The 26,456-nt window shown below is 31.0% G+C and carries 42 protein-coding genes and 1 pseudogene; 1 reads left to right on the top strand and 42 read right to left on the bottom strand.

Annotation, left to right across the window (positions count from 1 at the left end; translation table 11 throughout):
• Positions 1–120 precede the first annotated feature (120 nt).
• The 42 genes and pseudogenes from BN2665_RS27820 to BN2665_RS18275 form a co-directional block, all read right to left on the bottom strand.
• Positions 121–630: pseudogene (locus BN2665_RS27820) on the bottom strand (GNAT family N-acetyltransferase).
• A 288-nt stretch (positions 631–918) separates the two neighbouring features.
• Positions 919–1,461, bottom strand: a complete 543-nt coding sequence (locus tag BN2665_RS18470) for a GNAT family N-acetyltransferase (RefSeq protein ID WP_055668600.1) — start codon at positions 1,459–1,461, stop codon at positions 919–921.
• Positions 1,462–1,560: 99 nt separating this feature from the next.
• A complete protein-coding gene (locus BN2665_RS18465) occupies positions 1,561–2,043 on the bottom strand; it encodes an NUDIX hydrolase (protein ID WP_055668599.1) in 483 nt (160 codons plus the stop codon).
• A 112-nt stretch (positions 2,044–2,155) separates the two neighbouring features.
• Positions 2,156–2,599, bottom strand: coding sequence for a GNAT family N-acetyltransferase (locus tag BN2665_RS18460; RefSeq protein ID WP_055668598.1), 444 nt, complete (start codon positions 2,597–2,599; stop codon positions 2,156–2,158).
• 85 nt (positions 2,600–2,684) lie between these two features.
• A complete protein-coding gene (locus BN2665_RS18455; RefSeq protein ID WP_055668597.1) occupies positions 2,685–2,915 on the bottom strand; it encodes a hypothetical protein in 231 nt (76 codons plus the stop codon).
• Positions 2,916–2,955: 40 nt separating this feature from the next.
• Positions 2,956–3,111 carry a hypothetical protein gene (locus tag BN2665_RS27400; protein WP_195892725.1) on the bottom strand — a complete coding sequence of 52 codons (156 nt, stop codon included), beginning with the start codon at positions 3,109–3,111 and terminating at the stop codon, positions 2,956–2,958.
• Between the two features lie 253 nt (positions 3,112–3,364).
• Complete coding sequence (locus BN2665_RS18450; RefSeq protein WP_055668596.1) at positions 3,365–3,745, bottom strand: P-loop nucleotide/nucleoside kinase family protein; 381 nt, start codon at positions 3,743–3,745, stop codon at positions 3,365–3,367.
• A gap of 21 nt (positions 3,746–3,766) precedes the next feature.
• The gene (locus BN2665_RS18445) at positions 3,767–4,642 is read right to left on the bottom strand and encodes an NAD-dependent epimerase/dehydratase family protein (RefSeq protein WP_055668595.1); all 876 of its coding nucleotides are present in this window, start codon (positions 4,640–4,642) and stop codon (positions 3,767–3,769) included.
• Between the two features lie 169 nt (positions 4,643–4,811).
• Complete coding sequence (locus BN2665_RS26380) at positions 4,812–5,492, bottom strand: DUF1905 domain-containing protein (protein ID WP_074042362.1); 681 nt, start codon at positions 5,490–5,492, stop codon at positions 4,812–4,814.
• Positions 5,493–5,524: 32 nt separating this feature from the next.
• Positions 5,525–5,797: a hypothetical protein gene (locus BN2665_RS18435; RefSeq protein WP_055668594.1), complete on the bottom strand. Its 273-nt coding sequence runs from the start codon at positions 5,795–5,797 to the stop codon at positions 5,525–5,527.
• Positions 5,787–6,290, bottom strand: a complete 504-nt coding sequence (locus tag BN2665_RS18430) for a GNAT family N-acetyltransferase (protein WP_055668593.1) — start codon at positions 6,288–6,290, stop codon at positions 5,787–5,789. The genes BN2665_RS18435 and BN2665_RS18430 overlap by 11 nt, the downstream gene beginning before the upstream one ends.
• Before the next feature lie 160 nt (positions 6,291–6,450).
• Entirely contained in the window at positions 6,451–7,017 is a 567-nt protein-coding gene (locus tag BN2665_RS18425) for a GNAT family N-acetyltransferase (RefSeq protein WP_055668592.1), read from the bottom strand.
• Positions 7,018–7,185: 168 nt separating this feature from the next.
• On the bottom strand, positions 7,186–7,689 hold the full coding sequence (locus BN2665_RS18420) for a P-loop NTPase family protein (RefSeq protein WP_055668591.1): 504 nt from the start codon (positions 7,687–7,689) through the stop codon (positions 7,186–7,188).
• A gap of 103 nt (positions 7,690–7,792) precedes the next feature.
• Entirely contained in the window at positions 7,793–7,981 is a 189-nt protein-coding gene (locus BN2665_RS18415; protein ID WP_055668590.1) for a hypothetical protein, read from the bottom strand.
• Positions 7,982–8,030: 49 nt separating this feature from the next.
• The gene (locus tag BN2665_RS18410; protein ID WP_055668589.1) at positions 8,031–8,825 is read right to left on the bottom strand and encodes a class I SAM-dependent methyltransferase; all 795 of its coding nucleotides are present in this window, start codon (positions 8,823–8,825) and stop codon (positions 8,031–8,033) included.
• A 287-nt stretch (positions 8,826–9,112) separates the two neighbouring features.
• Entirely contained in the window at positions 9,113–9,748 is a 636-nt protein-coding gene (locus BN2665_RS18405; protein WP_055668588.1) for a helix-turn-helix domain-containing protein, read from the bottom strand.
• A 349-nt stretch (positions 9,749–10,097) separates the two neighbouring features.
• Positions 10,098–10,298: a helix-turn-helix transcriptional regulator gene (locus tag BN2665_RS18400; RefSeq protein WP_055668587.1), complete on the bottom strand. Its 201-nt coding sequence runs from the start codon at positions 10,296–10,298 to the stop codon at positions 10,098–10,100.
• A 2-nt stretch (positions 10,299–10,300) separates the two neighbouring features.
• Entirely contained in the window at positions 10,301–10,678 is a 378-nt protein-coding gene (locus BN2665_RS18395) for a DUF3796 domain-containing protein (RefSeq protein WP_055668586.1), read from the bottom strand.
• A 147-nt stretch (positions 10,679–10,825) separates the two neighbouring features.
• Positions 10,826–11,254, bottom strand: a complete 429-nt coding sequence (locus BN2665_RS18390) for a GNAT family N-acetyltransferase (RefSeq protein ID WP_055668585.1) — start codon at positions 11,252–11,254, stop codon at positions 10,826–10,828.
• Between the two features lie 149 nt (positions 11,255–11,403).
• A complete protein-coding gene (locus BN2665_RS18385) occupies positions 11,404–11,826 on the bottom strand; it encodes a GNAT family N-acetyltransferase (protein ID WP_055668584.1) in 423 nt (140 codons plus the stop codon).
• 100 nt (positions 11,827–11,926) lie between these two features.
• Positions 11,927–12,223 (bottom strand): GNAT family N-acetyltransferase, encoded by a 297-nt coding sequence (locus BN2665_RS18380; RefSeq protein ID WP_195892724.1) that lies wholly within the window; start codon positions 12,221–12,223, stop codon positions 11,927–11,929.
• Positions 12,224–12,293: 70 nt separating this feature from the next.
• A complete protein-coding gene (locus tag BN2665_RS18375) occupies positions 12,294–12,629 on the bottom strand; it encodes a hypothetical protein (RefSeq protein WP_055668582.1) in 336 nt (111 codons plus the stop codon).
• Positions 12,630–12,754: 125 nt separating this feature from the next.
• Complete coding sequence (locus BN2665_RS18370; RefSeq protein WP_242865984.1) at positions 12,755–13,246, bottom strand: NUDIX domain-containing protein; 492 nt, start codon at positions 13,244–13,246, stop codon at positions 12,755–12,757.
• A 283-nt stretch (positions 13,247–13,529) separates the two neighbouring features.
• Positions 13,530–14,327 (bottom strand): helix-turn-helix domain-containing protein, encoded by a 798-nt coding sequence (locus tag BN2665_RS18365; protein WP_055668581.1) that lies wholly within the window; start codon positions 14,325–14,327, stop codon positions 13,530–13,532.
• 107 nt (positions 14,328–14,434) lie between these two features.
• On the bottom strand, positions 14,435–14,704 hold the full coding sequence (locus BN2665_RS18360; RefSeq protein ID WP_055668580.1) for a hypothetical protein: 270 nt from the start codon (positions 14,702–14,704) through the stop codon (positions 14,435–14,437).
• An 80-nt stretch (positions 14,705–14,784) separates the two neighbouring features.
• Positions 14,785–15,228 (bottom strand): VOC family protein, encoded by a 444-nt coding sequence (locus tag BN2665_RS18355; RefSeq protein WP_055668579.1) that lies wholly within the window; start codon positions 15,226–15,228, stop codon positions 14,785–14,787.
• A gap of 236 nt (positions 15,229–15,464) precedes the next feature.
• Positions 15,465–15,740: a VOC family protein gene (locus tag BN2665_RS18350; RefSeq protein WP_055668578.1), complete on the bottom strand. Its 276-nt coding sequence runs from the start codon at positions 15,738–15,740 to the stop codon at positions 15,465–15,467.
• A 28-nt stretch (positions 15,741–15,768) separates the two neighbouring features.
• Positions 15,769–16,128: a VOC family protein gene (locus tag BN2665_RS18345; RefSeq protein WP_055668577.1), complete on the bottom strand. Its 360-nt coding sequence runs from the start codon at positions 16,126–16,128 to the stop codon at positions 15,769–15,771.
• A gap of 187 nt (positions 16,129–16,315) precedes the next feature.
• Positions 16,316–16,849 carry a hypothetical protein gene (locus tag BN2665_RS18340; protein ID WP_055668576.1) on the bottom strand — a complete coding sequence of 178 codons (534 nt, stop codon included), beginning with the start codon at positions 16,847–16,849 and terminating at the stop codon, positions 16,316–16,318.
• A gap of 126 nt (positions 16,850–16,975) precedes the next feature.
• Positions 16,976–17,752, bottom strand: a complete 777-nt coding sequence (locus tag BN2665_RS18335; RefSeq protein WP_055668575.1) for a hypothetical protein — start codon at positions 17,750–17,752, stop codon at positions 16,976–16,978.
• A gap of 179 nt (positions 17,753–17,931) precedes the next feature.
• A complete protein-coding gene (locus BN2665_RS18330) occupies positions 17,932–18,348 on the bottom strand; it encodes an NUDIX hydrolase (RefSeq protein ID WP_055668574.1) in 417 nt (138 codons plus the stop codon).
• 254 nt (positions 18,349–18,602) lie between these two features.
• The gene (locus tag BN2665_RS18325) at positions 18,603–19,067 is read right to left on the bottom strand and encodes an HD domain-containing protein (protein ID WP_055668573.1); all 465 of its coding nucleotides are present in this window, start codon (positions 19,065–19,067) and stop codon (positions 18,603–18,605) included.
• Between the two features lie 77 nt (positions 19,068–19,144).
• Positions 19,145–19,789, bottom strand: coding sequence for an NAD(P)H-dependent oxidoreductase (locus BN2665_RS18320; protein ID WP_055668572.1), 645 nt, complete (start codon positions 19,787–19,789; stop codon positions 19,145–19,147).
• A gap of 16 nt (positions 19,790–19,805) precedes the next feature.
• Positions 19,806–20,282: a hypothetical protein gene (locus BN2665_RS18315; protein WP_055668571.1), complete on the bottom strand. Its 477-nt coding sequence runs from the start codon at positions 20,280–20,282 to the stop codon at positions 19,806–19,808.
• Positions 20,283–20,332: 50 nt separating this feature from the next.
• A complete protein-coding gene (locus BN2665_RS18310) occupies positions 20,333–21,235 on the bottom strand; it encodes a GNAT family N-acetyltransferase (protein WP_055668570.1) in 903 nt (300 codons plus the stop codon).
• A gap of 60 nt (positions 21,236–21,295) precedes the next feature.
• On the bottom strand, positions 21,296–21,604 hold the full coding sequence (locus BN2665_RS18305) for a GrpB family protein (RefSeq protein WP_341452800.1): 309 nt from the start codon (positions 21,602–21,604) through the stop codon (positions 21,296–21,298).
• A 117-nt stretch (positions 21,605–21,721) separates the two neighbouring features.
• Positions 21,722–22,600 carry a dTDP-4-dehydrorhamnose reductase gene (gene rfbD / locus BN2665_RS18300; protein WP_055668568.1) on the bottom strand — a complete coding sequence of 293 codons (879 nt, stop codon included), beginning with the start codon at positions 22,598–22,600 and terminating at the stop codon, positions 21,722–21,724.
• 162 nt (positions 22,601–22,762) lie between these two features.
• Positions 22,763–23,071 (bottom strand): MazG-like family protein, encoded by a 309-nt coding sequence (locus tag BN2665_RS18295; RefSeq protein WP_055668567.1) that lies wholly within the window; start codon positions 23,069–23,071, stop codon positions 22,763–22,765.
• 71 nt (positions 23,072–23,142) lie between these two features.
• Positions 23,143–23,730: a GNAT family N-acetyltransferase gene (locus BN2665_RS18290; protein ID WP_055668566.1), complete on the bottom strand. Its 588-nt coding sequence runs from the start codon at positions 23,728–23,730 to the stop codon at positions 23,143–23,145.
• 103 nt (positions 23,731–23,833) lie between these two features.
• Entirely contained in the window at positions 23,834–24,370 is a 537-nt protein-coding gene (locus tag BN2665_RS18285) for a GNAT family N-acetyltransferase (RefSeq protein ID WP_055668565.1), read from the bottom strand.
• Between the two features lie 260 nt (positions 24,371–24,630).
• Positions 24,631–25,206, bottom strand: a complete 576-nt coding sequence (locus BN2665_RS18280; protein ID WP_242865983.1) for a GNAT family N-acetyltransferase — start codon at positions 25,204–25,206, stop codon at positions 24,631–24,633.
• A 106-nt stretch (positions 25,207–25,312) separates the two neighbouring features.
• Complete coding sequence (locus tag BN2665_RS18275; RefSeq protein WP_055668563.1) at positions 25,313–25,654, bottom strand: hypothetical protein; 342 nt, start codon at positions 25,652–25,654, stop codon at positions 25,313–25,315.
• A 253-nt stretch (positions 25,655–25,907) separates the two neighbouring features.
• Between BN2665_RS18275 and BN2665_RS18270 the strand changes: the two genes are divergently transcribed.
• On the top strand, positions 25,908–26,195 hold the full coding sequence (locus tag BN2665_RS18270; RefSeq protein WP_074042360.1) for an SHOCT domain-containing protein: 288 nt from the start codon (positions 25,908–25,910) through the stop codon (positions 26,193–26,195).
• The last annotated feature ends 261 nt before the right edge of the window (positions 26,196–26,456 follow it).

Genomic DNA, 26,456 nt, shown 5'->3' with positions numbered 1-26,456 from the left:
GTTTTGCATCCTTCATATGTCGCACTGTATTTCAAAAGCGACGTAATTTTTAGCTAACATCGCTTATAGAATATAACGACATAAGTGCCTATAAACCTATGATTCACTTGAAAAAATTCATTATATAGAGTGTATTATGGTTCTACTAAACATCTCTACAGGAGAACCATCATCAGGATTTTTATATAATTTGCATGAAACAAAACCACTATTTAATAATATTTTTTTCGAGCCTATATTATTAGGGTCTATGTTTGCTATAACTTTCTGTATACTCTTTGCTTCTTCAGCCTTCTTTAATAATTCCATTGCAATTTCGGTTCCATAACCCTTTCACCAATACTCAGGGAGCAACATATATTCAATCTTCACTTCAGTTAAATCATCCTTTGGTAAGAGTGCGCTATAGCCTATAAAGGTATTACTATCCCTTTGAAAAACCTTATAACCTCCAAAATTTTCATGCTTTTTACTTTTTTTCAGCAGCCATTCGTAGATATATTTTGCTTCCTCTAATAGAAAAACTCTGCCATAATTCATCACCATTACTTTTTCATTTAAAACTAAACTTGAAAAATATTCAAAGTCATCCTCAGAAAGAAATTTTTCGAAGTATACTCTATTTTTCATTTTTTACACCTCGTATAATTATTCCAATGTAATTCTTCCTTTTCCCAGTTATCTAACCATTGATCAGTTTTAAGAAATTCTTCTGCAAATTCATTTCCAGCTATTATTGACTTTTTTATAGTGTATTCTTTGAATTCTCTAGCTTTTAATATATTTCTAACTCTTTATCTTAGTGATAAATTGGTGCCAAATAATACTCCGTCTGCACCAAAGAAAATATGATATAGGAAATGTCCCTGAGTTATAAGAGCTTTATAAATTCCATATGGTCTTATTTTTTGCCCTATCCTATACATATTTCTTTAGCACCTTCTCCATATTCTTTTTCATTGATAGCATGTCCATTAGAAATACATCTACCAAAAGTCTGCCTTCCATCTGATATTCCTGTCTTGCAACCTTTGCACCAAATTTTCGATAAAACCCATTTGATGGTGAATAGTGGTGGTTATAAACAACAATCTTTTTCATACCCTCACCTAGATAAAAATCTAATATATAGTCAATCATCATAAGAGAAATTCCTCTGTTTCGCTGATCGGGATATACCCAAAGTCCGTTCAACTCTATGCCTTTTTCTGGTATGTCAGAGGCTTCAGCAAAGCTACTAAAAGCAACGCCTAACATCTTCTCCTTTTCAAAGGCTCCAATCAACATACGAATATCATTATTTTCTTTGGCTGTATTCATCCAATCTACCCAGAACTCTAATTCTTTGGAAGGTGAAAGATTATTTTCAGCCTTACTAGCTAATTCTTCAGTCCAACATAAAATCTTTAATTGTATTGCTTGCTCCATATCCATTTCCGTTAATTCTCTAATTTCAATCATAGACTCACCCTCTAATTATACGAAAAATTTTATTCAGTCTTATTTTAATGTTATTAAGCATTTATAATTGATAACCAAATAAGAAAAAATCTTAATTAATCATTGAAGATACTGCACTCCATGAATAGCATATGGGTTTCGAGAAAATACAAAGTATGTAACTCTACCATCATAATTCAGCATGTAGCTCGTCCTATCTCTTGTAAAATCTTCATCGATTAAATCTAATACTTCATTTCTATTAACCCAAGCAACTTCAAGGCTTTCTTCACTAGTTGTTAATTCACCAGAAATCGCTTTACCAGTAAATCCAAAAGTTACAATGGTAGGAATGGGACTTACTCCATCATATTGAATTCCAATTCCTATATTGGAACTAACTACTGTTAAATTGCCAACTTCTATATCTATTCCCGTTTCCTCTTTTATCTCCCTCTTAAATGCATCAGTAATAGTTTCTCCTACTTCAACTTGTCCCCCAGGAACTTCCCATCCTCTTACTGGATGTTTCACCATGAGTATTTTACCTTCATTATTTTCTATTATCCCACCTACAGTAACAATATGTGTTGGAAAATCCATAATATTACACCCCCTTATTTCATAGAATCCTACAAAAGCGACGCAAATTTAATTCTACGTCGCTAAATAAGAAGATTCCCAAACAACATTTTCTTATATCACTATTTATACTCTATTTAGCAAGAACTATTAAATCACCAAGTATTTTAAATCCGTTTTTTTCATAGAATTTCTTAGATGGAAAATCTTTTTCTGTGTTTAATATCATTCCATTCATTCCTTGCTCTCTAATATCTTCTTCTATCGCTTTTATAAACCAGCTCCCAATGCCTCTCCCCTGCATTTCGTAACTAATGCAAAATTCATCAATATAATATTCAAAACCTTCTATCCATGGTTTTTTCATTCCAATACTTAAGGCTACAACTTTATCATCTAACGTAGCTACATATCCTACAAAGTAATTATTGTTAAAATGGTTATTGAAAAAACTAACCACTTGTTCTCGTGATTTGTAAACGTCATTCCATGGTTCTTTAGTGAATGTTTCAATGAATAAATTCACACAATCATCAATCATATGTTTTTTAATTTTTAATAGAAGCAACTCTTCCATGCTATTCCTCCTTCACTACTTGTTGTTACTCTTTACATCATAATATTTTACGAAAGCATCTTAACTAAATATATAAAAATTATACTTATTCCTTATCGCTTCTAAAAATGCCTATACCAGACAAAATGCATAATATAAGTAACAAAAACAATCTTACCCAATCCATTGAAAGCCAAAAATCACCGCCATTAACAATAGCAGGGCTCAAGTTATATTCATCTACAAAAATAGCAGTGTTCCAAAATAATTTAATAGAAATTAATAGCGAAAGAATACTCAATATAAATACTGCAATTAACAATTTTCTCTTCTTCATTATCGATAATTCCTCCTTAATTGGTGGATATTTTTAGATTTTATACATCTTTATTCTGCATTTTCAAAAGGTCCCTTATCTCTACTAATACTTTATGATTTTCTTTCAACAGCTTTGTATTTATGGAATTATCTATTGCAGTTTGTATTACTGCATAAATAACAAATAGTCCTATTATGCCAAGTATAATTCCCATATATCCACCCCCTCTTATTCATAGGTTTCCAATCTATTTGATAAAAGCTCTACTCTTATCAATATGCCTGCTCTACTTATTGTCCTAATTTAATTTAAGGCAATCAAAAGTTATTTTTAATACCTTTTTATCTCTGAAAGTGCATCTTCCACAAGGTTATCCATACTTTCTATGCTATCTAATATCTTTTCATTTTTTAAAGCTTCAGTTCTTAAATCTTTATAATGCAATTTCAAATCCCTAAAATTCGTTATTAAGTTATTGGGGTAGGATTAAGGCTCCTCATATTAAACCTTTCAGCCCATAGCTCTTCATTGCAGCATATACACAGAAAAGGAACAAATATGGCATTTTTACTTAAAGCCCAAGACTTGAATTGCAATACTTGGTCTAAATAATGAAATCCAGCATCAACTATTACGTCCACGCCATTTGATATATTAGTTTCAAGAAGCTTATAAAGGGTATTGTAACAAGCTTTGTTTCTAAGTTCATGACTGTCCACATAATTAGCAATTGAATCATAAATATCGTCTTTTCTAATCACTGGTATATTTAATATTCTACTTATCTCATTTGAAATAGTAGTTTTTCCTACTCCTGCTTTGCCTCTAAAAACAATAACCTTTCCCACTGCTAGCTCCTTTTCAGCCCCTTAAAGCGACATGATGGCTTTATTAATGTACTTATCTAGCAATTCATATATCCATGATTTTAATTCGGTGAAATTGTATCCTAAGCTATTTGCACGTGCTGCATCAAGGTTAAAGGATTTTTGTCCATTATATGCCCCATCTAAGCCTTCTGCTGAATATATTGCTTTCTTTCCAGTTTTTTCTTCCACATAATTAATTATTTCCTGTAAAGAAATTGTACCAATATTGCTACCATTAATAGCTCCAATAAATTTTTGTTCTGCTATCCAGGCTAGAAAATCCCCTGCTTCTCTAGAATTTATGAATCCTATTTGTTCCTTTAGATTATCTATGTTTATAGGATTACCTTTAATAATTTGTTCTACATAAAAATATAGTCTTTGAGTATAATCATCTTCTCCAATAACATAAGGGAAGCGAACAGCTACTGCTGGAAATTGACAGTATGCTCCAAACAATGCGCATTCTGCTTGGCGTTTTATTTCATCATAGGGGTAGTCTTGCCTAGAGCACCATTTAAGAGGATGTAAAAGTGGATCAAACTCGCTTTCTGCAGTGTCTAGATGCTGGTTCATATAAACAGAGGCAGAAGAAGTCATTACGTACCTTCCACATTTTAATGAGTCCAATAAAAATTTTATATCATTAGAGCAATATGCAAGATTATCACATACCACATCAAAATATTGGTTTTTAAGAGCTTCCGCTAAACTATTAGGATCAGTTCTCTCAATGAGGATTCTTTCCACCTTATCCCCAAACACATCCTTTGCCTTTCCTCTTGTGGCAATTGTTACATTGTGTCCTTTGTTTAATAAAGAATTAACCAAATGTACTCCAAAAAAGCGAGTGCCACCTAATACTAATACCTTCATTTCATATTAACCTCCTTAAAAGGGAATGGGACCTAAAGTAAATATTTGTTCTCTTATAAATCTTTCTAAATCATCCCATTTCAGTCCTATGTCTATCATGCTTTCTCCCCCTATTTTTATGGTGGATTTCATATATATTCTTGCCTAACCACATGCTCCATTAGACTTTTTACTCCGAATATATCTCTAAATATGAAGTTATTTTTCCATCTGGATGACATTGTTGAAGTACGCCAAACTCTGGATCATAAAACTTTCCTTTGAAATATAAAACCCAATGACTATACTGCGGCATATGAACTGTTAAAATACACACCTCTGAGAAATCAGGATTTTTCTTAGAAATTCTCTTATTGCTATCAGAATGTTTTATACCATAATGGTCTAGGGCTTCAATTATCTGCCCAATGCTGGTTGACCCATTAGTATGCATAGCTTTTGCTACTCCCTCCACAGATACACCGGCAAGCATAGCAACGCAGGCCTGTCCACAAGCTTTACTATTAGGCTGTCGTATATAATCTATTGATTCAATCCTTCTGTATTCCTTTACCTCATCAGCCTTTTGTTCTTTATGCTGATTTTCATTGTTATGAGCCGGCTCCATAGTTACATTCAAAGCATCCCCAATAGCTGCTTTTGATTTTTGAATTATTTTTTTAGCTAATGGAAGTAAGTAAATACCCTTTCCTCTAGGTATAAGCGCACATTCGTATGGTATTCCATTTATAGTTCCTTTAACTCTTATGGCTCCCTTTTTATTGAATAACTCCCACACATTAAAGGGCAGTTCAACAAAAACTCTACTATTTTCATTATAATCAGGCATTGTTATATTAAATGAATGCATCTTTTTTCTTCCTCCTAATATTTATTTTGCAACTATTTTTCATATAGTTTTGTCATATCTTTACCATATATAATTAATTTTCTATATGACATTGGCTCATTATTAAGCTTATTTTCATATAAAACTATTGTTCCTTTACCAGAAATCCTTTCTTTTATGATAGCTCCATCTTCAAAAGTTATTTCCACCTCTTTTGCCTTTTGTAGCATCTCTTCATCATTAATGATGACAGTAACAAAAGGTATTTTTCCCGAAGCAACTCCTCCAAGGGATACTGGATGTTCTGCAGGATTGCTAATTTTCAAAGAAAAATATATCTCCTAAAGTTCCATCATCATATGATGCATTGGGGTATGATTCAACAAGTCTATAATGCCCTCCTGTATATTCTGAAATAACCTTATTCCAGAACTCTACAGAGGTTATGTTCTTAGGATGTCTTTTTAGTTGCCATTTTCCATGAAACATATCAAACACTTTCATGGCAACAGATTTTCCTACACCAAGGTGGCGATATTTATACATTACAAAGAATTCTGCCAAAGAATAATCCGTTTTTTCATTTGCTTCAGGATAATCATTTATCATTGCAAATCCCGCCAAGTTCCCATCCACAACAATGAAAAAAGCCCATCTTTTTTCTTCTGTCCAATAATAATCGAGATAATTATATCCATATAAACCAAGTTTATTTACATCTTTATTATCCCATTGTGAAAACTCATAATCGTATTTCTCGAGTAAATTTTTAAGGATTTCTTTATTCTCAACATTTACTCTTTTAAGTTCTATGTTCATTTACCTATCTCCCCTTAACATAAATCACTCTATTTCTATAAAATATTATCATTTAAATATTTTTAAAATTTTGATTGATACATGATATAAAAAAACTACGTACTAAATTATCTAAAGATTATTTTCAAACATATGAAAACAGTTTTTTTGAGAGAACAATCTATTTTGCATTAATGCAGTACTCTTTCTTTAATATAGAAAGCATCATCATATCATGGCAACTATCTCCCATATAACAACGTTCTCTTAAAACACCCTCTTTAACAAAACCTGACTTTTCAAGTACTCTAATTGATGAATTATTTTCCGTAGACACTGTAGCTTCAATTCTATTAATATCAAGAGTTTGAAATGTAAACTCAATTACTGCACTCAATGTTTCGGTCATAATTCCCATATTCCAATATTCATGTCTTAAATCATATCCTAAATCTGCTCTTACTTTTGGAATTTCAATTTCACACTTACAAAAGCCAATAATTTCAGATTCATTTTTCAAAGAAATCCCCCAGAATATGGCTCGTTTTTGTTTGAATTCATCATTAAACCATTTAATTATATCTTCTGCTTGCTTTATATTTGTAAATAAATCAAATGTATCATATTTTATAACTTCAGGATTACTTAAAATTTTATATATACTTTCTGCATCTTCCTGTTTTATCTCTCTCAGATTTAATCTTTCTGTCTTTATCTCTGGAAATACATTAAATATTTCATCTCCCATAACTTTATCCCTCATTTCAGATTGTATTCCTGCACATTTTCTACAGAGTTGCCTTATCCCCTTAAGGAATATTATACTAAATATTTCACTAATATGAAATAAATGGTGTAATACTTGTTCATTAAAGAATAGCTATCAAAAAGCGACGTAATGTTGAATTTACGCCGCTTAATAAAAATATTGTTCATCATTATCCTTTAGTATTACGACCTTATAATTATAGGGTTTAAGAATTTCTAAAATGTTATCTCTTGATTTTTCAAAGCCTTTACTCCATTTATACATACGAAAAAGCATTTTTATAGTTGGTGCATAGTTACATTTCTCTAACTTTAAGTTTTGAAAGATCCAACGCTTTGTAATACGATATTTTCTCTTTAATGGTGGAACATCAAGTAAAATAATAGTATCTGCTTTATCTAAGCCTTCATTAAAACATTCACGAAACACACCTTCAATAATCCAAGTTTCAGAGTTGATTATTTTATTAAACTCTAAATCTCTTTCTTCCGAATCTCTTCTTTTGTCGCCACCTGGAAGCTTTTTGTAAAATATATTATCCAATTCGTACCACGGAATACTCAAGGCGTTTGATAGACTTTTTGCCATTGTAGTTTTTCCACTTGCTACTGATCCTAATATATATACTTTAGTTTGTAATATATCTCTCATTGTATAAACCTCACTTTAAAAAATCTCTTACAATAGCACCAAATCACTACTTCCTATAACTTGCTTAAATTCTCCTATAAGAAGAATATGACTCAAAACATAGTTAAGTTTTATTATTCTTTGCTTTTTTATGCTCTTCTGTTAATAGCACAATTACATATCCCATAGTACTAGCAATTGAATTGGTAATGATATATATATCCTTATAAAAAGTGTCTAATAAATAAAATATAATTAACATAATTGTAAAAAACAATATACTTTTCAATACATATTTTAATGCTTTACTCATATAAGCCTCCTTACTTCACATTTATTACTAGTACGCTAGATGCTTATTTTCAAACTTTATGACTGCATAACCCAAGACACTGCGGCAAAGCAGCATATCGATTGCTATGCCAATTGAAGTTATCATGATTAATATCACTTTCTTCAGACAAATAGTTACATGCTGGAATATCATCAATAACACTATGAAATTCTTCCATTCTGCTAATAACAAAGCCTGACTTAATCAAAGCATTGACATAATCTTGTATTCGCCAATGGAAATTTGGAACCTCTCCGAATGATCCCACCTCTTCATAGGGTTTGAAAATCTCAAAAATCCCCTTGTCTACTTTCTTGCTGTCAAAAGGCCTGCCAAAGGGATGAGTATCAAAAAGCATATATTTTCCATCCTTTTTTAAAATACGGTCAATATTGCTATACATCGCATTCAAATCATTAATCCATACATGAACGCCATTGGAAGTATAAACCAAATCATATATATTATCTGAGAGTTCATTAAGCTTCATACTGTCACAGACATGATAATTTACGTTAAAGCTCATTTTTTCTGCGATTTTCCGTGCATTTTCAATTTGCTTGTATGAAATATCTGTAGCTGTCACTTTCGCTCCCAAAGCACAAAAACTAAATACCGCAGTATTGTCACCACATGACGGAACACAAACATTCTTCCCTTTTAAGTCCGGATAATATTCTTTTATCATCGCTGCCATAGTCTGAGGAAAATCCTTATAAGGATCCTTGTCAAGAGCTGAAAATAGTTCATCAAATTTAGTATTGCTAAACCACTCATCAGAACAATTATTCCAATCGTCAATTATTTTATTTTGCTTGAACATAATATTACCTCCGGTAAATTTTACTAGATTTATAGATACAATTTCAATTTTTTAATACCGTAGTGTCAAATTTTCAAAGATCATTGTTCGTGTGTTAAAATTCATTCTTTAGCTCATAATTTTTACAGAACTGCCTTCCTAGCAAGGAATATTATATCAAAATTTGTATTAATACGAAATGAAATATCTAACATTTAGTCATAGAAGGATAATTTTGAAAAGCGACGTAAAATTAAACTTACGCCACTTAATAAGAAGAAAGCTTATTAATCAAGTGAGGATTTTGCTCATTTTACATTACCCCATCGCTTTGAAAGAATTGAAAAAATAAATGTTAGTGCTGCATTAAAAGCAAAATAAAATAGAATAATATTAAAGGAATAATGAAAAACTTCAAATCTATTTAGTAACTTCGACAATACACCTGATAAAAGAATTATGGGCATAACAGATAATAGCCAAGTATTGATACTCCAAAATAAATACTGATTTTTTATTTCAAAATGCTTACTAAAATACAAAACCTCAAAAATGCATATTCCAATAATTTGGACACCTATACCTAATGCAGCCGAACTTAGTTTCCAATAGAAAAATAGCGTTCCATCATTAGCCATTGCTAATGATATAATAAGACCTATTGCAATTATTGCAGTAGAAATAGCAATAGGGGTATTTTCACTTTGCTTTTTTCTTTCCGTACTCAAGGCCACATTTTCATCTATATATTCGTCTTTTAAAAGATAGTCCGTGGTAACACTAAAATAATTGCTTAGCTCAACAATTTTATCAATATCAGGCATTGAAGTATTGCGCTCCCATTTTGATAAGGCTTGTCTGGATATCCCAAGAGCAGAAGCCATTTCCTCTTGCGATAAACCCTTTGATTTCCTACATGATTGAATTTTTTCACCTAATGTCATTGAAACACCTCCTTATTTTATGGAGTAAGTTTAACATTTTTTACGGTTGCATACTACCAAATAGCACTTTCAGTTTGGCAACTATCAGTTGCAACTCTTATATTAAACCGTTTTTTATACAAATTATATAACTAATCCTTACCTCACATAAAATTACTATAGCCACTTAATTAATATAAAAATTACACTATATTTTTGTAGGTAGACAGAAAACCTGTAAATTTTAAAACACCGTAAAATCCATTTCTGAATAATACAGTGTTTAAAGGAATTATTTAGTTTTCGCAGTGTCTAGTAGATGAGTTGAGATAAGGCATACCCTTTTAGGAATAATGCTCATAACTTGTAGTTAATCGTGAAATTCAAATAACTCCTCAACTGTTGTATGAAATACCTTTGCTATATCCATTGCTAACTTTAAAGATGGATTATATTTACCATTCTCTAATTTTCCAATAGTTTCACGCCTTACTCCTACAAAGCCTGCCAATTCTTCTTGTTTTATATTAAATTTTGCACGATATTCTTTGATTTTTGTTTTTAATTCCATATCTATTCCAATACACCCTTTTCTTTATGACCATAAATCATTAGGGTCAAAACAAATATTAACATACTAATTACAAAGTTTAAAACAAAGGCAGCGAAGCCATAAAGCACCATGCTACTGTTTATCGTAGATAATTGATAAAAGTTAGTGATGCTAGAACATACTATCACAATAACAGCATTAATTATCATGTTTACTATGAAAGCATTCAGTGCTGATTTTTTAACATTTTCCTTAAATAATTCATCTGGAATTACTTTTGCATAGGTAAAGAAAAAGAAAAATATTAAAAATATACTAAAGAAAAAACTACGCATCCATAGCCCTAAAAAGCCGATAACCCCCAAGAAACCTAAATATCCCAATTTATTTTTCATCATCACTATCCCTCCTACATATGTGATATAATTATCACTTTATGTTATAAATATATCACATATGTTAAGTTTTGTAAATAAGTATAATAGGTACTTTTACAGGGTCAATTTGTATACTCTCTACTCCTTTTCCTTCAATATGGAAAAAGTTCATTTTAAACTCTTTACCATTTCATAAGGTACGATTTCTACAAACGCAATTAATGGATAAAATTTTTGTGCTTCAACATAATCAGATGAAAATTTCTTATATATGGTATCAATGCATTTCCATATAGCGAATTCCTCCGCCTTTTTATAAAGTTCCTTACCTATTCCTTGCCTTTTCATTGTAGATTTAACATAGAGCCTTTTTAACCACATATCATTTTTTAAAACAATTTTAGTTCCTATACAACCTATCACCCTATCATTATTATAAATTGCTATCCAAAACATATTCCCAGTTGAAATATAATTAGCATCAATGTCAAGCAAGTCTTCGTTTAAGTGTGGTATTCTACCTAATGCATTTTTTGCTTCCAAAATCATAAATATCATATCGTCCCTGTATTTTTTCTCAAATAATTTAATTTCCACTTCACACCTCATTGAATTAATTATGGCGACATAAAATTTAAAAGCGGCTTAAAATGAATTTATGCCGCTTAATAAGAAAAATATTAATTACTATTTTATAATCTAAGGACATTATGAAATCAGATAACGTCAGTTTTACTTTACATAGTTCATATTTCATTTAATGTCTTTTCCATGAAATACTTTTCATTTATTAATGGATAGCATTTTTGTATATATACTATTTCGTAGCCATGCTTTAAATAAAAAGGCTTAGCTTGAAAATTCATAGTAGTTAAAAATGCTTTTGTACACTTATTTTTTATGCCTATTTTTTCTGCTTCAAATAATAATTTCTTACCTAGACCTTTTCTACGTTGATCATCTTTAACCCATAGAAAATCAATTTCTAACCATTGTCCAGCAATAGTACATACAATTCCGCCTATTAACTCATTATATTCGTCTATTTCTGAAATAGTAAAATTAGGCTCATCTTTTATTTCAAAAAAATGAGAATTATAATCCTGTAGTTTTCTACGAATTTTCAATATATCCTCTTCTGATGGAGATAAATTCAAGATATGTTTCATTAACTCTCCCCCTTAATGAATAATAAATTACGACTGCCACACAACTTAAGAAGATTGCGAATTAATTATCTACAATATATATCTGTGTAGTCTCTAGAAGTTATATAATAGTGAAGCGAGTCTTCCTTATTATTTTCAATTTTTTCATCCCTATTTTTTCAAGTATTTTTTGAGATCCAATATTCTCTTTAGCACATCCTCCATCAACTCTGTCTACTTCCACCTTCAGAAAACCATACTCCAATACCTTTTTTGCACATTCTGTTGCATACCCTAACCTTCTAAAATCTTTATCAATTAAGTAAAAAATATGGATTATATTTTCATTATTTCTTCCATCCAGACCACACCATCCAATTATTCTATTAATATTGTTTTCAAATATGGCAAAACACACATGAACCATTTTATGTAACTGATATTAATTCATCACAAATTATTATGACTCAATTTAAGAATAGTGTGTATTAACTATTTTTAAACTCATATTGAAGTAAACTTATGCAAACATAAACAAAAAATACCAACCCTATCGTTGTTATTAATGAAAGAAAAAAGTTTTCAAAGATAATTTTTGTTGGATTTTCATATGGTGATTGAATATGTAACTTCATAGGTAAATTTTCTTTAAAAGGTGTCAATGAAGATTGTTGTATCACAAATCTAAAGGGAAATCCAAATTTTAAATTTAAAAATTGATCTAATTCTCTTACTGTATATATGGGTAAAAAAGGACTTAATATTGTTATTAGTGTACCAATCCATAAACTTCTCCTTAGTATAATACAAAGCTTGTCCTTCATACTATTACTCCTTTAATTTATATCATTACTATATTTTATATCCTTTTTAATCTACTCCAGTAACCAGCATAATATATTATCATCAATTCCCCTCCCATAATAATGGTAACGAATCATGACAAGGGCTATATTAAATTAATACAATCTTCTTTTATTGCCTTTAAAACCTTGGTCTCCCTATATATCCAGCTATTTTTATTTGCATTATCCTTTTTAATGACTTCTTCATTTAAACGAATTGCTTCATCTATGGCAATCCACACAGGTTTAAAATCTAATTCATTCTCATAATCATCTAATTTTTGAATGGTTTTATTATTAGATAGTTCACATATATAATAATAAGAGAGCATCTCAAAAATAGAATTTTCCTCAAAATCATCTAACTTTCTTTCAGTAAAAACTCCCAGCATATCCTTTACATTATTTATTATGTATCCTGTTTCTTCTTCAACCTCTCGCTTTAATGTCTGTTCATGGTTTTCTTCTTTATTTGCTCCACCACCTGAAAATTTATAATCACCTTTATTATTGTGTACCATAAGAATGTTGTTATCTTTCAAAATAACTGCTCTTACGGCTTCTCTATGATTCATATTTACTTTTTCTTTATCCAATTATTGAATACCTAATGTATAATTAAAAGCCATAGTTTAACACCTCTATCATTTACTAATTAAATTTTTTATTCGCCATAAATACTATAGCAACTTAACTAATATAAAAATTATACCATATTTTCCATATATTCTATAGTTACAAAACATATAAATTAAAGAACACCGTATAATTCAGATTTGGATTATACAGTGCCTTAGTAAATTATTTGTTTTTCAGTTGTAACGTCAATTAGAAAGACAGTGAAGCAATTCAACCTTACCTTTTAATTATTAATGAAACTTAACGAATTGACTCAAAAAAGCGCAATATACAGCCATCAATAGTTGTGATGCTACACTCTCTAGCTCCCCATGGTCGTGATACAATGTCTGAAATTTGATTCCAGCCATTGTCTTTTACTAGCTTATGCAATGCATCAAGCCCTTCAATCATTAGGAATCCGCCTACCCCTTTCACTGGCTCTCCCGTGAATAAATGAAACCCTCTAAATGGTGTTAAATGAGCTACTGCCACTTCGCTGGGATAGTCGAAAACACAACCATATTCCCCATTGCCATCACTATCCCTTGCAACAACATCCCCATACCAGCCAAGGACATCCTCAAACCACTTTACAGTTTTGTCCATATCTTTTGTAAAATAGACGGGGCCATTCTCCCTTACAACATAACCTCTTTCACTAAACTTGCTCATTTTTACAAGCCTCTCTTTCTCAATAAATTCAAAGGTAATTCTCGGATAAGCATTAAGGTCAATACCACTATTACGTGCTGATGAAGGTGTTATTCCATAGAACTTATTAAAAGCGCGGGAAAAAGCAGCTGGAGATTCATAACCATATTTTAACGCAATGTCAATTATTTTTAAGTCATTCCTTTGAATATCCTGCGCTGCAAGCGTAAGCTTCCTTTTGCGAATATACTCTCCTAGCGACACATGTGTTAAGAATGAAAATATACGCTGAAATTCCCATGTTGAGCAACCAACAAATCTCGCTGCAGCATTAAAATCAACAGTTCCCATTAAATTACTCTCAATATAGTCAATTGCACTATTCATACCCTTTTGCCAATCCATTTTTTCACCCCCTGAACATATTATAGAGAAATGCTTTTATTCTTTCATTGCATTTTATGTATTCTTCTGCATAGCAGAATATACTGCTAATGTGTTTTGTAAATCATTTAAAGATTCTCAATATATTTTTTCTGTTTACGTATCCGACCATTGATCCATTCTTCATCAATATCCATATTAGATTCAGATGCTATCTCAAAAAGTAAGAATAACATATCATATACTTGGTGATTTAATTTACTCGGCTCATTTATTGATGCTTTTAATATATTAAACTCTTCTTTAAGCCATTTTACTTTTTCCTCTATTCCTAAATTATCTGCACCTATCTTTTTTAGAAAGTCTCCCGCTTCGTCTCTATAGCTATTTAAACTCAAATTAATCACTCCTAAGCAATTTCGACTCAAAGTATAATGTACTCCCAGTTAAATTAGGCAATTTAAGAAGATGACATACTTTATACCCTTTTATTTTCTATAAAATTTGAATTTTCAAAGTAGACTTTGTTATTAAAAATAAGCCCTATTCCTATTAATCTTCCATCAATATCTTCAACAACAAATTCATAAGAACCATAATCTGTTTTTCTTGGCTCCTCTATCACCCTAACTCCTTTTGATAAAAACTCCTGATAAAGCTCATCTACACCCTCAATAGTATCTGGGTCTATGTAAATATCATATCCAGCACCATATCTCTTTGCATTTGACTCTACTTTTCCAAACTTTGCTTGCACAACTACCAGTTCAATAGAATCCCTGTATAGAGTTGCAAAGTTATCAATTTTATCATAATGTTCTGCATACTTAAATCCAAGTTTTTCAACATAGAAGCTTACCGTCTTTACTATATCTTCTGAAACTAAAATTGGACATACATTTGTCAATTTTACATTTTTCATAAAAACTCCACCTTTATTTTTATATCATGAAAGTATATATTAAAACTTTCTCTTGGTTATATGCTGAAATTCTTACATTAAATAGGAAACATGCAATAGTAACAGGCAAAAATAAAGCTTATGATGGATAAATAAACCTATACCATAAAACCCCATCTAACTCCAAATTTATCAAGAAAGCCGACTACGCAAGGGCTGTAAAATGTCTCTTGCATTGGATCAATCGTCACACTATCCTATTTCATAAGTTGATAAGTATCTTTTAATTCCTTTACACTATCAAAAACAACAATCATTTGCATGGCTGATTCTACTAAGAAGTCTTTATTTCCGCCGCGATCATTAAGCATAACTCGCTGCCCATGAATATGTATTTCTGCATGAGTAACCCCCTTTTCTGGTTCTGTATCAGAAATATATTGAATTAAATCGATTTTTGTAGAAAATGCCTTTTCATAGAAAGATAAGGCCTCTCTACAGTGTCCATTAAGATGCAAGTGTGGTATTAACATAAATTCTCACTCTCTTAGGATTTCTTAACTAACTGCGGAAAACTATAATGTTACCTTCAATATCTTTAAAACGAAAGGACTTAGCTCCCCAAGGCCATAAATGTGGCTCGGTAGTACCGTTAATGTTGAGTGCTTTAATCCGTTCATATTCAGCCTCAATATCATCTACATTAAAATTAATTGTTATCAAGCCAGTGCCAGTATTTGAGAAATCAAACCCCATAACTTTTTCTGCTTCGTTTTTGTCATAGATGGCAATACCCAATCCTGCTGCGTTAATAAAAGAATGAATATTGTCTCCCTCAGCTTTTGTACTAAAGACGGTTTCGTAGAACTCTGCTACATCCAAAACATTATTAGTAATAATGCAAATATCAGCGAATTTCATATCAGATTCTCCCTCCTGATTTTAAGATTAATTAAACTATTACATAATAAACATGATAATAGCATATCTGGTAAAATATGAGTAATACTTTCTTCCTGTAATATAACGAGTGCGATTTAATTAATACCAAAATTATACTATATATTTCAAATTTAGTTTATCAAATAAAAAACTATTGTATTGAATCTTATAAATACCCACCTCTCGGCTCGGGTAACTTCTTATATTCCTCTTTTGTCTCAACAATTTCCATTATTGTTCTAATTAAGCCATGCAATTGTTTGGCAGTACTTGCTTGTGACATATTTCTATCGATCCAGCTTATTTCTTTCACCTTATCGCTAACTTGTACTTTAAAGTAGTATGTAGAATAAGGTGTTGCACGAACTGTTGTTCTAGGTTCAGGATTGTCCTTATAGGGTGGTCTAAAATCCCTTGGATAGTTAACAATATTTATCCTTTGCATCTCCTTATATATCTTTTTTATTTCATCATCAGTGAATGTAATTTTACAGGTTGCTGAGCCCTCTGTAACAAGGTCTTTAGTATACTCGTTTTTAAAAGTATCGATTTTGTTTTTGGCATTATGTCCATAAGCTATTATAAACTTAAAATCTTTTGGCATCTCAGAGGGCATTCGCATTATTTCTTCTATGCTACTTCCACCAATACCCAGGGCTACTATTAATAATAGAAAAAGCATAATAATAATCTTCTTCATAGTTTTGCTCCCCCTTACATTAATCACAACTATTCAAAATGTATTATCTCGCCATTATCTAAATATTGAAAATTCATAATTCATAAATAATATTAAGAAAGATATATACCACCTAAATAGTAGGAATTATAATCCCATGTATGCAATAAAATTATCAATCCCACCATTATAAATCTCTTCAATTTTCTCCAAATTACTTACCAAGAAGAGTTTTCCACTTATAGATGCAAACTTGTCCCAATAAGAACCGCTATTACATTCATTAAGTAAAATCCTTTGCTTTTGCCAATCGTTTTCCTTCATCGCTTCTTGCAATTTTATAAAAGATTGATTGTAGTGTTCCTTTATCATGGTAGAAAAATCAAACTCTTGTAGATTATCCTTAAATGATAATAAATGTGCAAAGCCTTCATCAAAAGTAATATATTTTAATTGTTCGAGAAAATCATCTGAAGTTGGAATAGGATATTTCATATGTAAGCATAGATGTGCGGTTTCATGGGTAATTAATTGTCTTACTAACATGTCAATGTTAAATCCCTGCTCACTGTAATCACAGAAACGAATCAAGTCAAATATAACATATTCTTTCCCACCATATTCTCTTACCATAGCATCATATGGATCGGGGCACCCCACTAAAAGCAGAACATTCATATCTTCTATAATTGACTTCCAATGTGGATACAGGGCTGAATAGATATCTTCATTTAGAGGTATAAAGTCCGAAAGTATCTTTTTAATACTAATCATAATTTTATTTACTTCATCTCGTTTTGCATCATCAGGTACTTCAAATAAATGCTTTCCTTTCTCAATATTTTGAAATACCCAATGGTTACTGATCTTATCGATGTTCTCACCACTTAAGTATTTTAATGCTATACTATCATCAACTAACATATATTGTATTTAATGAGAGAGTGTATGATAAATACCAAACTCCCACTAAAGCTCACCTCTTTTCTTTTTTTGCTATTTTCTGTGTATAATATGCTAATATCTTTGTTGACAATTCTCGATATTAAGAAGATTCCGAACTAATTGTACTTACTCTATCCTCCTTTTCTAATCATGTATTTTCATAATTTCTCATTACAAAATTTTATTAATACTGATTTTATTGGTGGGCTTAACCTTTCTGGTAGTTTATCAAAATCAAACCATTTTAATTCTAAAACCTCTGATTCTTGTCCACGTATATCACCTGTAAAATCATTACATAAGTAAACAATGTCAATAATGTATGCCTCATTACCATCTGGATACACGTGATATTGCTCACTTCCAGAAAACACATCATATAAATCTAATCTATTTGCTATCAATCCTGTTTCTTCTAATAATTCTCTCTTTGCAGCATCTTCAACCTTTTCGCCCATCTCAACCGAACCACCATGATATGCCCAACATTTGTTATCTTTTCTTTGTTGTAATAAAATTTTATTATCTTTATACACAATTACACTTGCTCCACATAATTGAAATTCCTTTCCCATAATACCACCCCTAAAAAATCTTTTAATTCGTTTTCTCCTACAAAAGCAACGTAATTTTTAGCTAACGTAGCTTAATAAGAAAAATGCGAATTAGTTAGCTAAATTATTCAGAAAATTTTTAACCTGCATTAGGACATTCTTATCCGTTTTAAATGATAATAAATAAAGCATGTCCTTATTATTTTGCCATCTGAATTATTCAATCTCCTCAAAATATATCAACCATATAAAAACTGAAAATTAACCATTATATCCTACGCAATACCAAATTCAGCTTTAAGCTTTTCATACCTATTTTTTTCATGAGCCTTGATTTCAAACATAGGATTATACAAACAGTGCTGAAATACATCTGCATCTTTTAAAACTTCACTAAAATCAGAGTGTATGGCTTCTTTTTCACTATGGTTATAAATAGCATCACAAATCATTTTAGTTTCATCATCATTTGTGATTTGTAATAATGTTAATATTTCTCTTGCCAAGGCAGCACCTTTATGTGCGTGGTCTTTTGTGTCCATTTTTGCATATGAATATATATCATGAAGCATCCCTGCCATTGTTGCAAGTTCAGCGTTTTCTCCACGCTTTAATGCAATTAATGTGCAAAATTGTGCTACACCATATAAATGCACATAAGCACATCTTCGTTCTTCAACATCTTTCATATTCAAGATGATTTCATCTAAATACTTTCTTAAAATTTCAATTCTGTTCATAATTATTTCACCCCACTAAATATAGATAAACATGAAAATATATCAGACACTAGGTCTTGTATCTTTGCAATCAATTACTAAATAAACGGCCTATCTAGATTTTTATCAAAAACACCATTTTGTTTTAAAGGCTTATCCCACATGACATTGATTAACCCTGTTTTGGTAGCAAATTTCATCATTTTAAGAGTAAATCCTGTAAGTTCACGTGGTTCTTTTAGTGCTTCAGTAATGCCTTTATCAAAGGTGTGAGTTTTCTCATATATTTCACCTAATCGTCTCAATGATCTAAAGAGCTTTCTTGTCATGAAATTTGACATCATATACACAGTGGCTGAATTGCCTTTTATCACTGTTCCTAAATAATTTCTATTAAGCTCCTCTGAGAGTGAACCAAAGTATTTTTCAGCATATTTATATTGAGTGGCTTCTGGAAAACCACCTTGCAAAATAAAACCCATGGATTTATTTTCTGAAGGCTCCGAAGGCTCTAAGCACTCAATAAAACGCATTGTAACACCTGGCATGCTATGAATATACATTGGAAGCACGAAAATAATAGTATCAAAGCCTCTAACATATTCAGCAAGAGTCCTAGGCTCTTCTTTGCAGATATATTTTACTTCACAGGGAGTTTTCATCCCCTTTATAAACTGCTGAATAAATATTTCAGAATTGCCACTTTTCCCTTTAGGCGATCCATTAAGAATTATTGTGCTCATAAACCCCTCCATTAAATTACCCTCTATATTCTTCTAAAGCTTTAACTATAATATTTTTTGAAGCAAATTGATTAAATGTACGGTAGATGTAATCTTCAAAGATCTGCTTGCCTTCTTTAGTTATAAAATTACCTTCATAATAAAATTCTATATCTGGATATTTTTCATACCTAGGTATATGATTTAATTCTCCTCTTGATCCTCTTGTTGTTAGTTCTATTTGAGGTAGAAACAAAGGTATAATTCTATCAAAAAGACTCTTTAAATTTCCACTTACAAAACCTTTTTTAACCTTAGAAAATATAATCACCCTATCCGATTCTAAATATTTAAAATAAAATTGGTCTAAATCTTTATTTATGCATCTACCAGGAGTTTTTAACCAACAACTCCAACAACCACAGCAGTCTTTAATCTGGTTTTTAGTAAGATCTAATTCATAAATTGATTCTAGATCATGGTTCCCCAATTCCCTTATTACCACAGTTTTCATCATTCACCTCATAAATCTCTTTTAAATTAAATATAACTTTTTCTCAAAGCTTATAAGTATTTCTTCCATTGACTTCCTTCTCGTACTTCAGTAACAAAACCAATTTTCTTATAAAACTCATAGGCTTCTTCATCTGGATCTACATATGCATATATTGCACCAAGCTCTTTACAGCTTTTGAGTGCTGCATAAACGCAGGTTTTTGCCAATCCAAGATTACGATACTCCTTGGAGGTTGCTAAAGGTTCTAGGTAAACCTCCTGATTCTCCTCATCGAACCACATACCACAAAAGGAAGCATAGCTTCCATCTGGAGCTATGACCACTGAACAAATATCACGTCTATATTCAAGCCATGCATGCTTGATAGAAAGCTTTACATTGGAATCATAAGCAGGCGGCTCCCCTTCATACTCAAATGCTTTCCAAAGAAGCCTATTAAGCTTATCAAAATCATAGACTTCTTCTAATGACTTTATTGTGAATCCCTCTGGAACCGGTGCATTAGGTATTGAATCATAAAGGGAATATGCATTAGCATAAACTGCTGGAGACTTTTCATATCCTCTCAAAGCTAGTGCTTCTTGTAATCCCTTATTTGAACTAAGCACATTAGTTCTCAAATATTTTCCTCCATCTTTGCTTGTACCTGCAAAATGCTCTTCTGCATACTGTATCATTTCATCACAAATCTCCTTGTACTGAGAAAAATGATCAAAAAATACTGCTCCATCCCATGGGCTTTCTAAGCACACAACTCCAACTATTTCTCCATGATTTTCCCAAATTCCAAACTCCTCCGGGCGAAACTCTGGAAAACAGGGATGCTTTGAAAAACATTCCCAGGCACACTTTAAATTATTGCTCTGGCAATTATTCTTAGCTAGCTTTCCATAAAACTCACTGATTTTGCTAACATCCCCATCTTGGTATTTTCGTCGTATTGGTCTCATTTTTCTCTCCCCCATTCAGTAATAAGCACTCTTTTCAATTCTGTTAATATTGTGTTTGCTTTATTTATAACAAAATAAATTGTATTCAATATGAGAAGGTTGCAAGTCGAAGCTCACATAATTTTGCTTATATCCGCTCATAATCCTTTGAATAAATCCAGCTTTCATACTCGTATATGTAACTCTGTCTTTAGGATATTCGTTGGCTAACTGCATTTTTAAGTCCTCATACTCTTTCATAATATCTTCGTTTTCATTAAGAATATCTCTAAATTTGATATTATTGTTCCACTCAGTATTACCATAAATAACAACATGAATATAATGCGTATCCATGCCATTAGTAAAATCTCTGCAAGCAAATAATATATGCTCTTAACGAGCTGTTCGTGGTCTGTAAATAAAGCCTTTCTCTTCCAATAGAGGAATTAGGTCTTAAATTAATGTTATATCAATCATTGTATAATTTTCATTTTAACAATTCTTCTACTCCACATTTTCTATAAATGTACTTAAAGCTTCTTCCCAGCTCCTCATTTCATCACCAACTGTATTTCTTAACATTAGGTTATCTAATGATGAATATGTAGGTCTTTTAGCTTCACTAGGGTATTCATCTGTAGCACAAGGAATTACTTTGCAAGGAATTCTTGATAATTCAATTATTTTACATGCAAAATCATACCAGGTACATTCACCATGTCCTGAACAATGATAAACGCCATATCTCTCTGTAGCAATAAGTTTTAATATATGATGTGATAAATCTTCTACATTAGTTGGATTACCCCTTTGGTCATTTACAACCTTTAAACTACCTCTCTCTTTTCCTACTTTCATAACAGTATAAACAAAGTTTTTTCCGTTATATCCATATACCCATGAAGGTCTTACTATAAAATGTTTTGAAGAGAACTCTCTTACAAAATTATCACCCATATTTTTGCTTATACCATAAATGCTCTGTGGTGAAGCCTCGTCACTCTCCTTAAATGGTGTGCTTCCTTCCCCACTAAAAATATAATCTGTAGATATATGAACTATTTTTGCACCAATATCTTCACAAGCTATTGCTAAATTTTTAGCCCCAAATGCATTGACGTTAAAGGCTAACTCCTTATTAGTTTCACATCCATCTACATTAGTATAAGCCGCTGCGTTTATAACAATATCTGGCTTTATTTCTTTAAGTACTTTTTTTACATTATAAAAATTGGCTATATTTAGTTCTTTCGAGTCTTTTCCTATAACCGCTGCATTTTTTATTTGAATTGGAATTTCACCTAGTTCTGACTTTCCTTTATTTAAAATATTTATAAGCTGTGAGCCTACTTGTCCCCTTGAACCAGTTATTAATATTTTCATTTAACTACACTCTTCCTTTTCATAAACTTAAGTATATTCAATGATTACGTCATATGCTATGAGTTTTCATCAACTCTAAAAACATAGCTACTTCAACTTTAAGCACTACTATACATATATTTCAATTTTATAATTGGTAAATAACAATATAAAGGTACATAGCTATTGATCTTCACCTATTCGAGTGTTTACTCCATTAATATTCTTGTATATGCGCTTTCTATTTCTGTTTACCTTTTTCAAAATTTCTTTGTTCAAATCAAAACCTAAAATTTCTGCTACACCATATAAATAAATAGCAACATCTGCCAGCTCCTCACCAACGGTGGGTAATTTTTTTCTATATGCTTCAAACGCTTCAGCAAGTTCACCATTAATTAAACAAAACTCTAATTCAATATTAGTTGTATTAAATCCTTTTTCCACTTTATTATCAAATATTATCTTTTGTATATTTGTAAGTTCCTGCATAACTTATTCCTCCATTTTCTTAATTATTAAGAATACTTCAAAATACCAATTACTTTTTATACATAGATTTATTATTTTAAATGACTAAATCTATCCCAGAATAAATCTTTATTTAGTTTAAAGGTTAGTCCATCATACATATTTCCTCTAACTTCCCTATTATTAATTTCTCTGCTTTCAACATACAACCCGCATTTTTCTGCAAGCCTTACCATTCTTAGATTACCAGACCAAGTCTGAGTATATATCTCTGACACAACTCCTGACTTAAGCAAATAAGAAATGAACAGAGTAATGGCTGATTCCCCCATCTTTTTACCTCTGAATTTATTATTAGGAATATCAATACCTACTGCAAGCTTTGTTTTATCCTCATCAATATAATAAGAGGAAAGCCAGCCTATATGTTGTCCATCTATAGTGCATATCTCAAATCGCTTTCGTACTTCAGGCAGTTCTTTATTTAATCTTTGTAGTAAACTTATTCTAAGCTCTTCAACATTTACTTCTTCATCTTCCCAAGGTGCATCCCAATCCTGCCATTCTATTTCATTAGTATTCCAATTAATATAATCATCGATATCCTCCATAAACATATCTCTTAAATATATGCCTTGATTATATATTCTTAATGTGTTTGTTATAATTTGATTTGGCATACTATCAGCCTCGCTTTTGAATTGTTTTAATTCGTAATTTATTACTATTATCTAAATATTGCAAATTTATAATTGATAAATAGTATAAGAAGATTACGTTATATCAATCTGTCTTATTACTAAATCTAAATATTAACTTTTCTCCATCAAAGGTTGTACCCAATGACTTTTGAAAATTCCCTGAAGTATAATCATTTATAGTTTTATACCAAAATGACTGAGCTCTTTGATTCAAAGTTGTAGGATTAGTGTAAAGTTCCCATTTACCTCGAAATTTATCAAAAACTTGTTTGGCAGCAATTTCAGCAATATTTTTTCCTCTATATGGTCGAAGTAAGAAAAACTCGTACACATAGTAATCAGTACTTTTAGGTGCATATCCTCCAGTGGATACTAAATCGAATCCTGCTGGTTTTTTATCTACAAAAATTATAAAAGGGAATAATAGTCCTGGCTTTTGAAACCATATATCTTGCACACCATATTGTTTATCTAAAGTTTTTATTGGTTCATTCTCATAAATCCCATATTCATTAGGGACATTGCCATTGATTTCGGATAAATCATGCAAATACAAAGGATATATATTCCTAATTATATTTACAGTGTCCTCATTAGCTAAAATCGTTTCAATTTCCATGATAACTCTCACTTTCATTCTACTTTTCTTAATTTTAGGTTATATTAAATAATAATGTTGATATTATAACAATACTGCAGTTGCTGGGAGAGGGTCGTCTCCATTAGTAAGATGAATTACTACTGTAGGAATATTATGTTGAGAGCAATCTATAATACATTGAGTATATCTCCTAACAATATCCTCAGCATTTATACTCTCTGTCCAAATAAGATTAGTCCTATCGAATGGAGTGGGTAATAAGAATATATTGAAAAAACTTATTTTGTAGTGTCAGATTTCAATAAAGAATATAATATCAAATCAACAACACCCTTACCTTTCCAAACATACCCTTGGCGAATTATTCCCTCTTTAACAAAACCATTTCTTTGCAATACATTCTGCGATTTAATATTCTCTGGCATGACAAAGGCTTGTATGCGGTTAATGCCAATATCATTAAAGAGGTAATCTGTCATTACCTTAACAGCTTTTGTAGCGATTCCTTTAGCCCAAAATTTGTCATTTAGTCTGTAACCTATTGTTATCATATTTACATCCTGAGAGTAGTCAAATATCTCAGCTATACCAACAATATTGTTAGGTTCGCTATTTAAGCAGATTCCAAGAAATATGTATTTTCTTTTATGAAAATCCCTTTCAAAGTGTCCTATCATATTCGCAACAGTATCTTTATTCTTTTTAAGCATTACAGGAGAGTATTGAAAAAGCTTTTCGTTGCTATATATTTCAAAAAGGCTGTCAAGGTCAGAAGCTACAATTTTTCTTAACGTTATTTCATCTGCTACAATATGTGGAAATTGTTCATATGGATTTTTACTCAAAATTATCATACCCCTCTCATACTAAAAATAAATAGTCTTACTTCGCATAAGTTTACTATTATCTAAATACTTCAAATTTACAATTGACAAATAATACATGAATGCTGACTAAATACTAATCAACCTCAAAATATTTTTTAAGCTTGTCTACCTTAGCAGAATACTGTTCCTTAGTAAAATATCCCATTTCCTTCAACTCATTTAGAACTTTTTCATATTTTTTATACTGCGTATAATCTTCTTCTTTAACACCTTTGTTCTTATATAATCCTATTACTTCTTCAAGTTCAGCATCACTCAATATCGCTATATCTCTTAACTTAACTAATCCAAAATCCTCATTATCTTTAATGAGCTCCTCTTGTTTATTTAACAATGGATTAATTGCCAACCTTACAGAAAAATAAATAACACCAAATAGAATAATTGACCAAATAAACATTGTTTCTATACTCATTTTTCTTCCCCCCATCTATTATTTATCTCAATCTCTCCTACCAACTCTTCACTATTAGTATATCTCAACCACATATATAATAACAATATCTTCATTTATTACAAAAACATAACTTTTATAATTGTTTTTGCATTCATAAATCCAGTGGTGCCTGCACCTATAATTCTCCATAATTGCCCCACAATCTTACCTTATAATAAAACTATAGAAATAAATTATTATAAAACAATAAAACAGGAAGGAGAGATTATTAATGTATCGTGGAGGTTTTAACGGAGGAAATTTCATGCCTAGAGGCGGCGGAATGGGCCATATGGCATACCAAACAGGTTCTCAAGGTTTTAACTGGATGTATCTAGTATCTGCTGGCATTAAATTTTTAATATTCCTAGCTATACTATATGTAGCTTATAACATATTTAAATATTATAGAGATAACTCTAATCCAGCTATAAAAATACTTAATGAAAAGTATGCCAGTGGAGAAATAAGCGAAGAAGAGTTTGTAAAAAGAAGAGCGCTTTTAACAAAAAGAAGCTAGGGATTATAGGGAAACAATACGAAAACTTACCTTATACATGTTCCAAAATGGCATCTTCTAGCTATTATGGTGCATGTATAAGGTAATAGTTGAAGTTGTTTCCCTATAATTTTAGTCCCTAGCTTTTCTCATTAGTAATTGTTCCTTCCTACTGTATTTGTTAAAATTAATTTCAAGGAAACAAATTTAACTATATATGTTGCAATAAAAATCTTACATTTCTTAGATGCAAAATTCCACTACTTAATAGGTTAATCCCTA

The organism is Desnuesiella massiliensis (assembly GCF_001403615.1).
Lineage (GTDB): Bacteria > Bacillota > Clostridia > Clostridiales > Clostridiaceae > Desnuesiella > Desnuesiella massiliensis.
This window is presented reverse-complemented; position numbering and strand designations above follow the sequence as displayed.

Excerpts from the sequence above, each read along its gene's own strand:
- BN2665_RS18470 (WP_055668600.1), bottom strand. The coding sequence starts at position 1,461 with ATGATTGAAATTAGAGAATTAACGGAAATGGATATGGAGCAAGCAATA.
- BN2665_RS18465 (WP_055668599.1), bottom strand. The coding sequence starts at position 2,043 with ATGGATTTTCCAACACATATTGTTACTGTAGGTGGGATAATAGAAAAT.
- BN2665_RS18460 (WP_055668598.1), bottom strand. The coding sequence starts at position 2,599 with ATGGAAGAGTTGCTTCTATTAAAAATTAAAAAACATATGATTGATGAT.
- BN2665_RS18455 (WP_055668597.1), bottom strand. The coding sequence starts at position 2,915 with ATGAAGAAGAGAAAATTGTTAATTGCAGTATTTATATTGAGTATTCTT.
- BN2665_RS27400 (WP_195892725.1), bottom strand. The coding sequence starts at position 3,111 with ATGGGAATTATACTTGGCATAATAGGACTATTTGTTATTTATGCAGTA.
- BN2665_RS18445 (WP_055668595.1), bottom strand. The coding sequence starts at position 4,642 with ATGAAGGTATTAGTATTAGGTGGCACTCGCTTTTTTGGAGTACATTTG.
- BN2665_RS26380 (WP_074042362.1), bottom strand. The coding sequence starts at position 5,492 with ATGCATTCATTTAATATAACAATGCCTGATTATAATGAAAATAGTAGA.
- BN2665_RS18430 (WP_055668593.1), bottom strand. The coding sequence starts at position 6,290 with ATGAACATAGAACTTAAAAGAGTAAATGTTGAGAATAAAGAAATCCTT.
- BN2665_RS18425 (WP_055668592.1), bottom strand. The coding sequence starts at position 7,017 with ATGGGAGATGAAATATTTAATGTATTTCCAGAGATAAAGACAGAAAGA.
- BN2665_RS18420 (WP_055668591.1), bottom strand. The coding sequence starts at position 7,689 with ATGAGAGATATATTACAAACTAAAGTATATATATTAGGATCAGTAGCA.
- BN2665_RS18415 (WP_055668590.1), bottom strand. The coding sequence starts at position 7,981 with ATGAGTAAAGCATTAAAATATGTATTGAAAAGTATATTGTTTTTTACA.
- BN2665_RS18410 (WP_055668589.1), bottom strand. The coding sequence starts at position 8,825 with ATGTTCAAGCAAAATAAAATAATTGACGATTGGAATAATTGTTCTGAT.
- BN2665_RS18405 (WP_055668588.1), bottom strand. The coding sequence starts at position 9,748 with ATGACATTAGGTGAAAAAATTCAATCATGTAGGAAATCAAAGGGTTTA.
- BN2665_RS18400 (WP_055668587.1), bottom strand. The coding sequence starts at position 10,298 with ATGGAATTAAAAACAAAAATCAAAGAATATCGTGCAAAATTTAATATA.
- BN2665_RS18395 (WP_055668586.1), bottom strand. The coding sequence starts at position 10,678 with ATGATGAAAAATAAATTGGGATATTTAGGTTTCTTGGGGGTTATCGGC.
- BN2665_RS18385 (WP_055668584.1), bottom strand. The coding sequence starts at position 11,826 with ATGAAACATATCTTGAATTTATCTCCATCAGAAGAGGATATATTGAAA.
- BN2665_RS18375 (WP_055668582.1), bottom strand. The coding sequence starts at position 12,629 with ATGAAGGACAAGCTTTGTATTATACTAAGGAGAAGTTTATGGATTGGT.
- BN2665_RS18365 (WP_055668581.1), bottom strand. The coding sequence starts at position 14,327 with ATGGATTGGCAAAAGGGTATGAATAGTGCAATTGACTATATTGAGAGT.
- BN2665_RS18355 (WP_055668579.1), bottom strand. The coding sequence starts at position 15,228 with ATGAAAAATGTAAAATTGACAAATGTATGTCCAATTTTAGTTTCAGAA.
- BN2665_RS18350 (WP_055668578.1), bottom strand. The coding sequence starts at position 15,740 with ATGTTAATACCACACTTGCATCTTAATGGACACTGTAGAGAGGCCTTA.
- BN2665_RS18345 (WP_055668577.1), bottom strand. The coding sequence starts at position 16,128 with ATGAAATTCGCTGATATTTGCATTATTACTAATAATGTTTTGGATGTA.
- BN2665_RS18340 (WP_055668576.1), bottom strand. The coding sequence starts at position 16,849 with ATGAAGAAGATTATTATTATGCTTTTTCTATTATTAATAGTAGCCCTG.
- BN2665_RS18335 (WP_055668575.1), bottom strand. The coding sequence starts at position 17,752 with ATGTTAGTTGATGATAGTATAGCATTAAAATACTTAAGTGGTGAGAAC.
- BN2665_RS18330 (WP_055668574.1), bottom strand. The coding sequence starts at position 18,348 with ATGGGAAAGGAATTTCAATTATGTGGAGCAAGTGTAATTGTGTATAAA.
- BN2665_RS18325 (WP_055668573.1), bottom strand. The coding sequence starts at position 19,067 with ATGAACAGAATTGAAATTTTAAGAAAGTATTTAGATGAAATCATCTTG.
- BN2665_RS18320 (WP_055668572.1), bottom strand. The coding sequence starts at position 19,789 with ATGAGCACAATAATTCTTAATGGATCGCCTAAAGGGAAAAGTGGCAAT.
- BN2665_RS18315 (WP_055668571.1), bottom strand. The coding sequence starts at position 20,282 with ATGAAAACTGTGGTAATAAGGGAATTGGGGAACCATGATCTAGAATCA.
- BN2665_RS18310 (WP_055668570.1), bottom strand. The coding sequence starts at position 21,235 with ATGAGACCAATACGACGAAAATACCAAGATGGGGATGTTAGCAAAATC.
- rfbD (WP_055668568.1), bottom strand. The coding sequence starts at position 22,600 with ATGAAAATATTAATAACTGGTTCAAGGGGACAAGTAGGCTCACAGCTT.
- BN2665_RS18295 (WP_055668567.1), bottom strand. The coding sequence starts at position 23,071 with ATGCAGGAACTTACAAATATACAAAAGATAATATTTGATAATAAAGTG.
- BN2665_RS18290 (WP_055668566.1), bottom strand. The coding sequence starts at position 23,730 with ATGCCAAATCAAATTATAACAAACACATTAAGAATATATAATCAAGGC.
- BN2665_RS18285 (WP_055668565.1), bottom strand. The coding sequence starts at position 24,370 with ATGGAAATTGAAACGATTTTAGCTAATGAGGACACTGTAAATATAATT.
- BN2665_RS18280 (WP_242865983.1), bottom strand. The coding sequence starts at position 25,206 with ATGATAATTTTGAGTAAAAATCCATATGAACAATTTCCACATATTGTA.
- BN2665_RS18275 (WP_055668563.1), bottom strand. The coding sequence starts at position 25,654 with ATGAGTATAGAAACAATGTTTATTTGGTCAATTATTCTATTTGGTGTT.
- BN2665_RS18270 (WP_074042360.1), top strand. The coding sequence starts at position 25,908 with ATGTATCGTGGAGGTTTTAACGGAGGAAATTTCATGCCTAGAGGCGGC.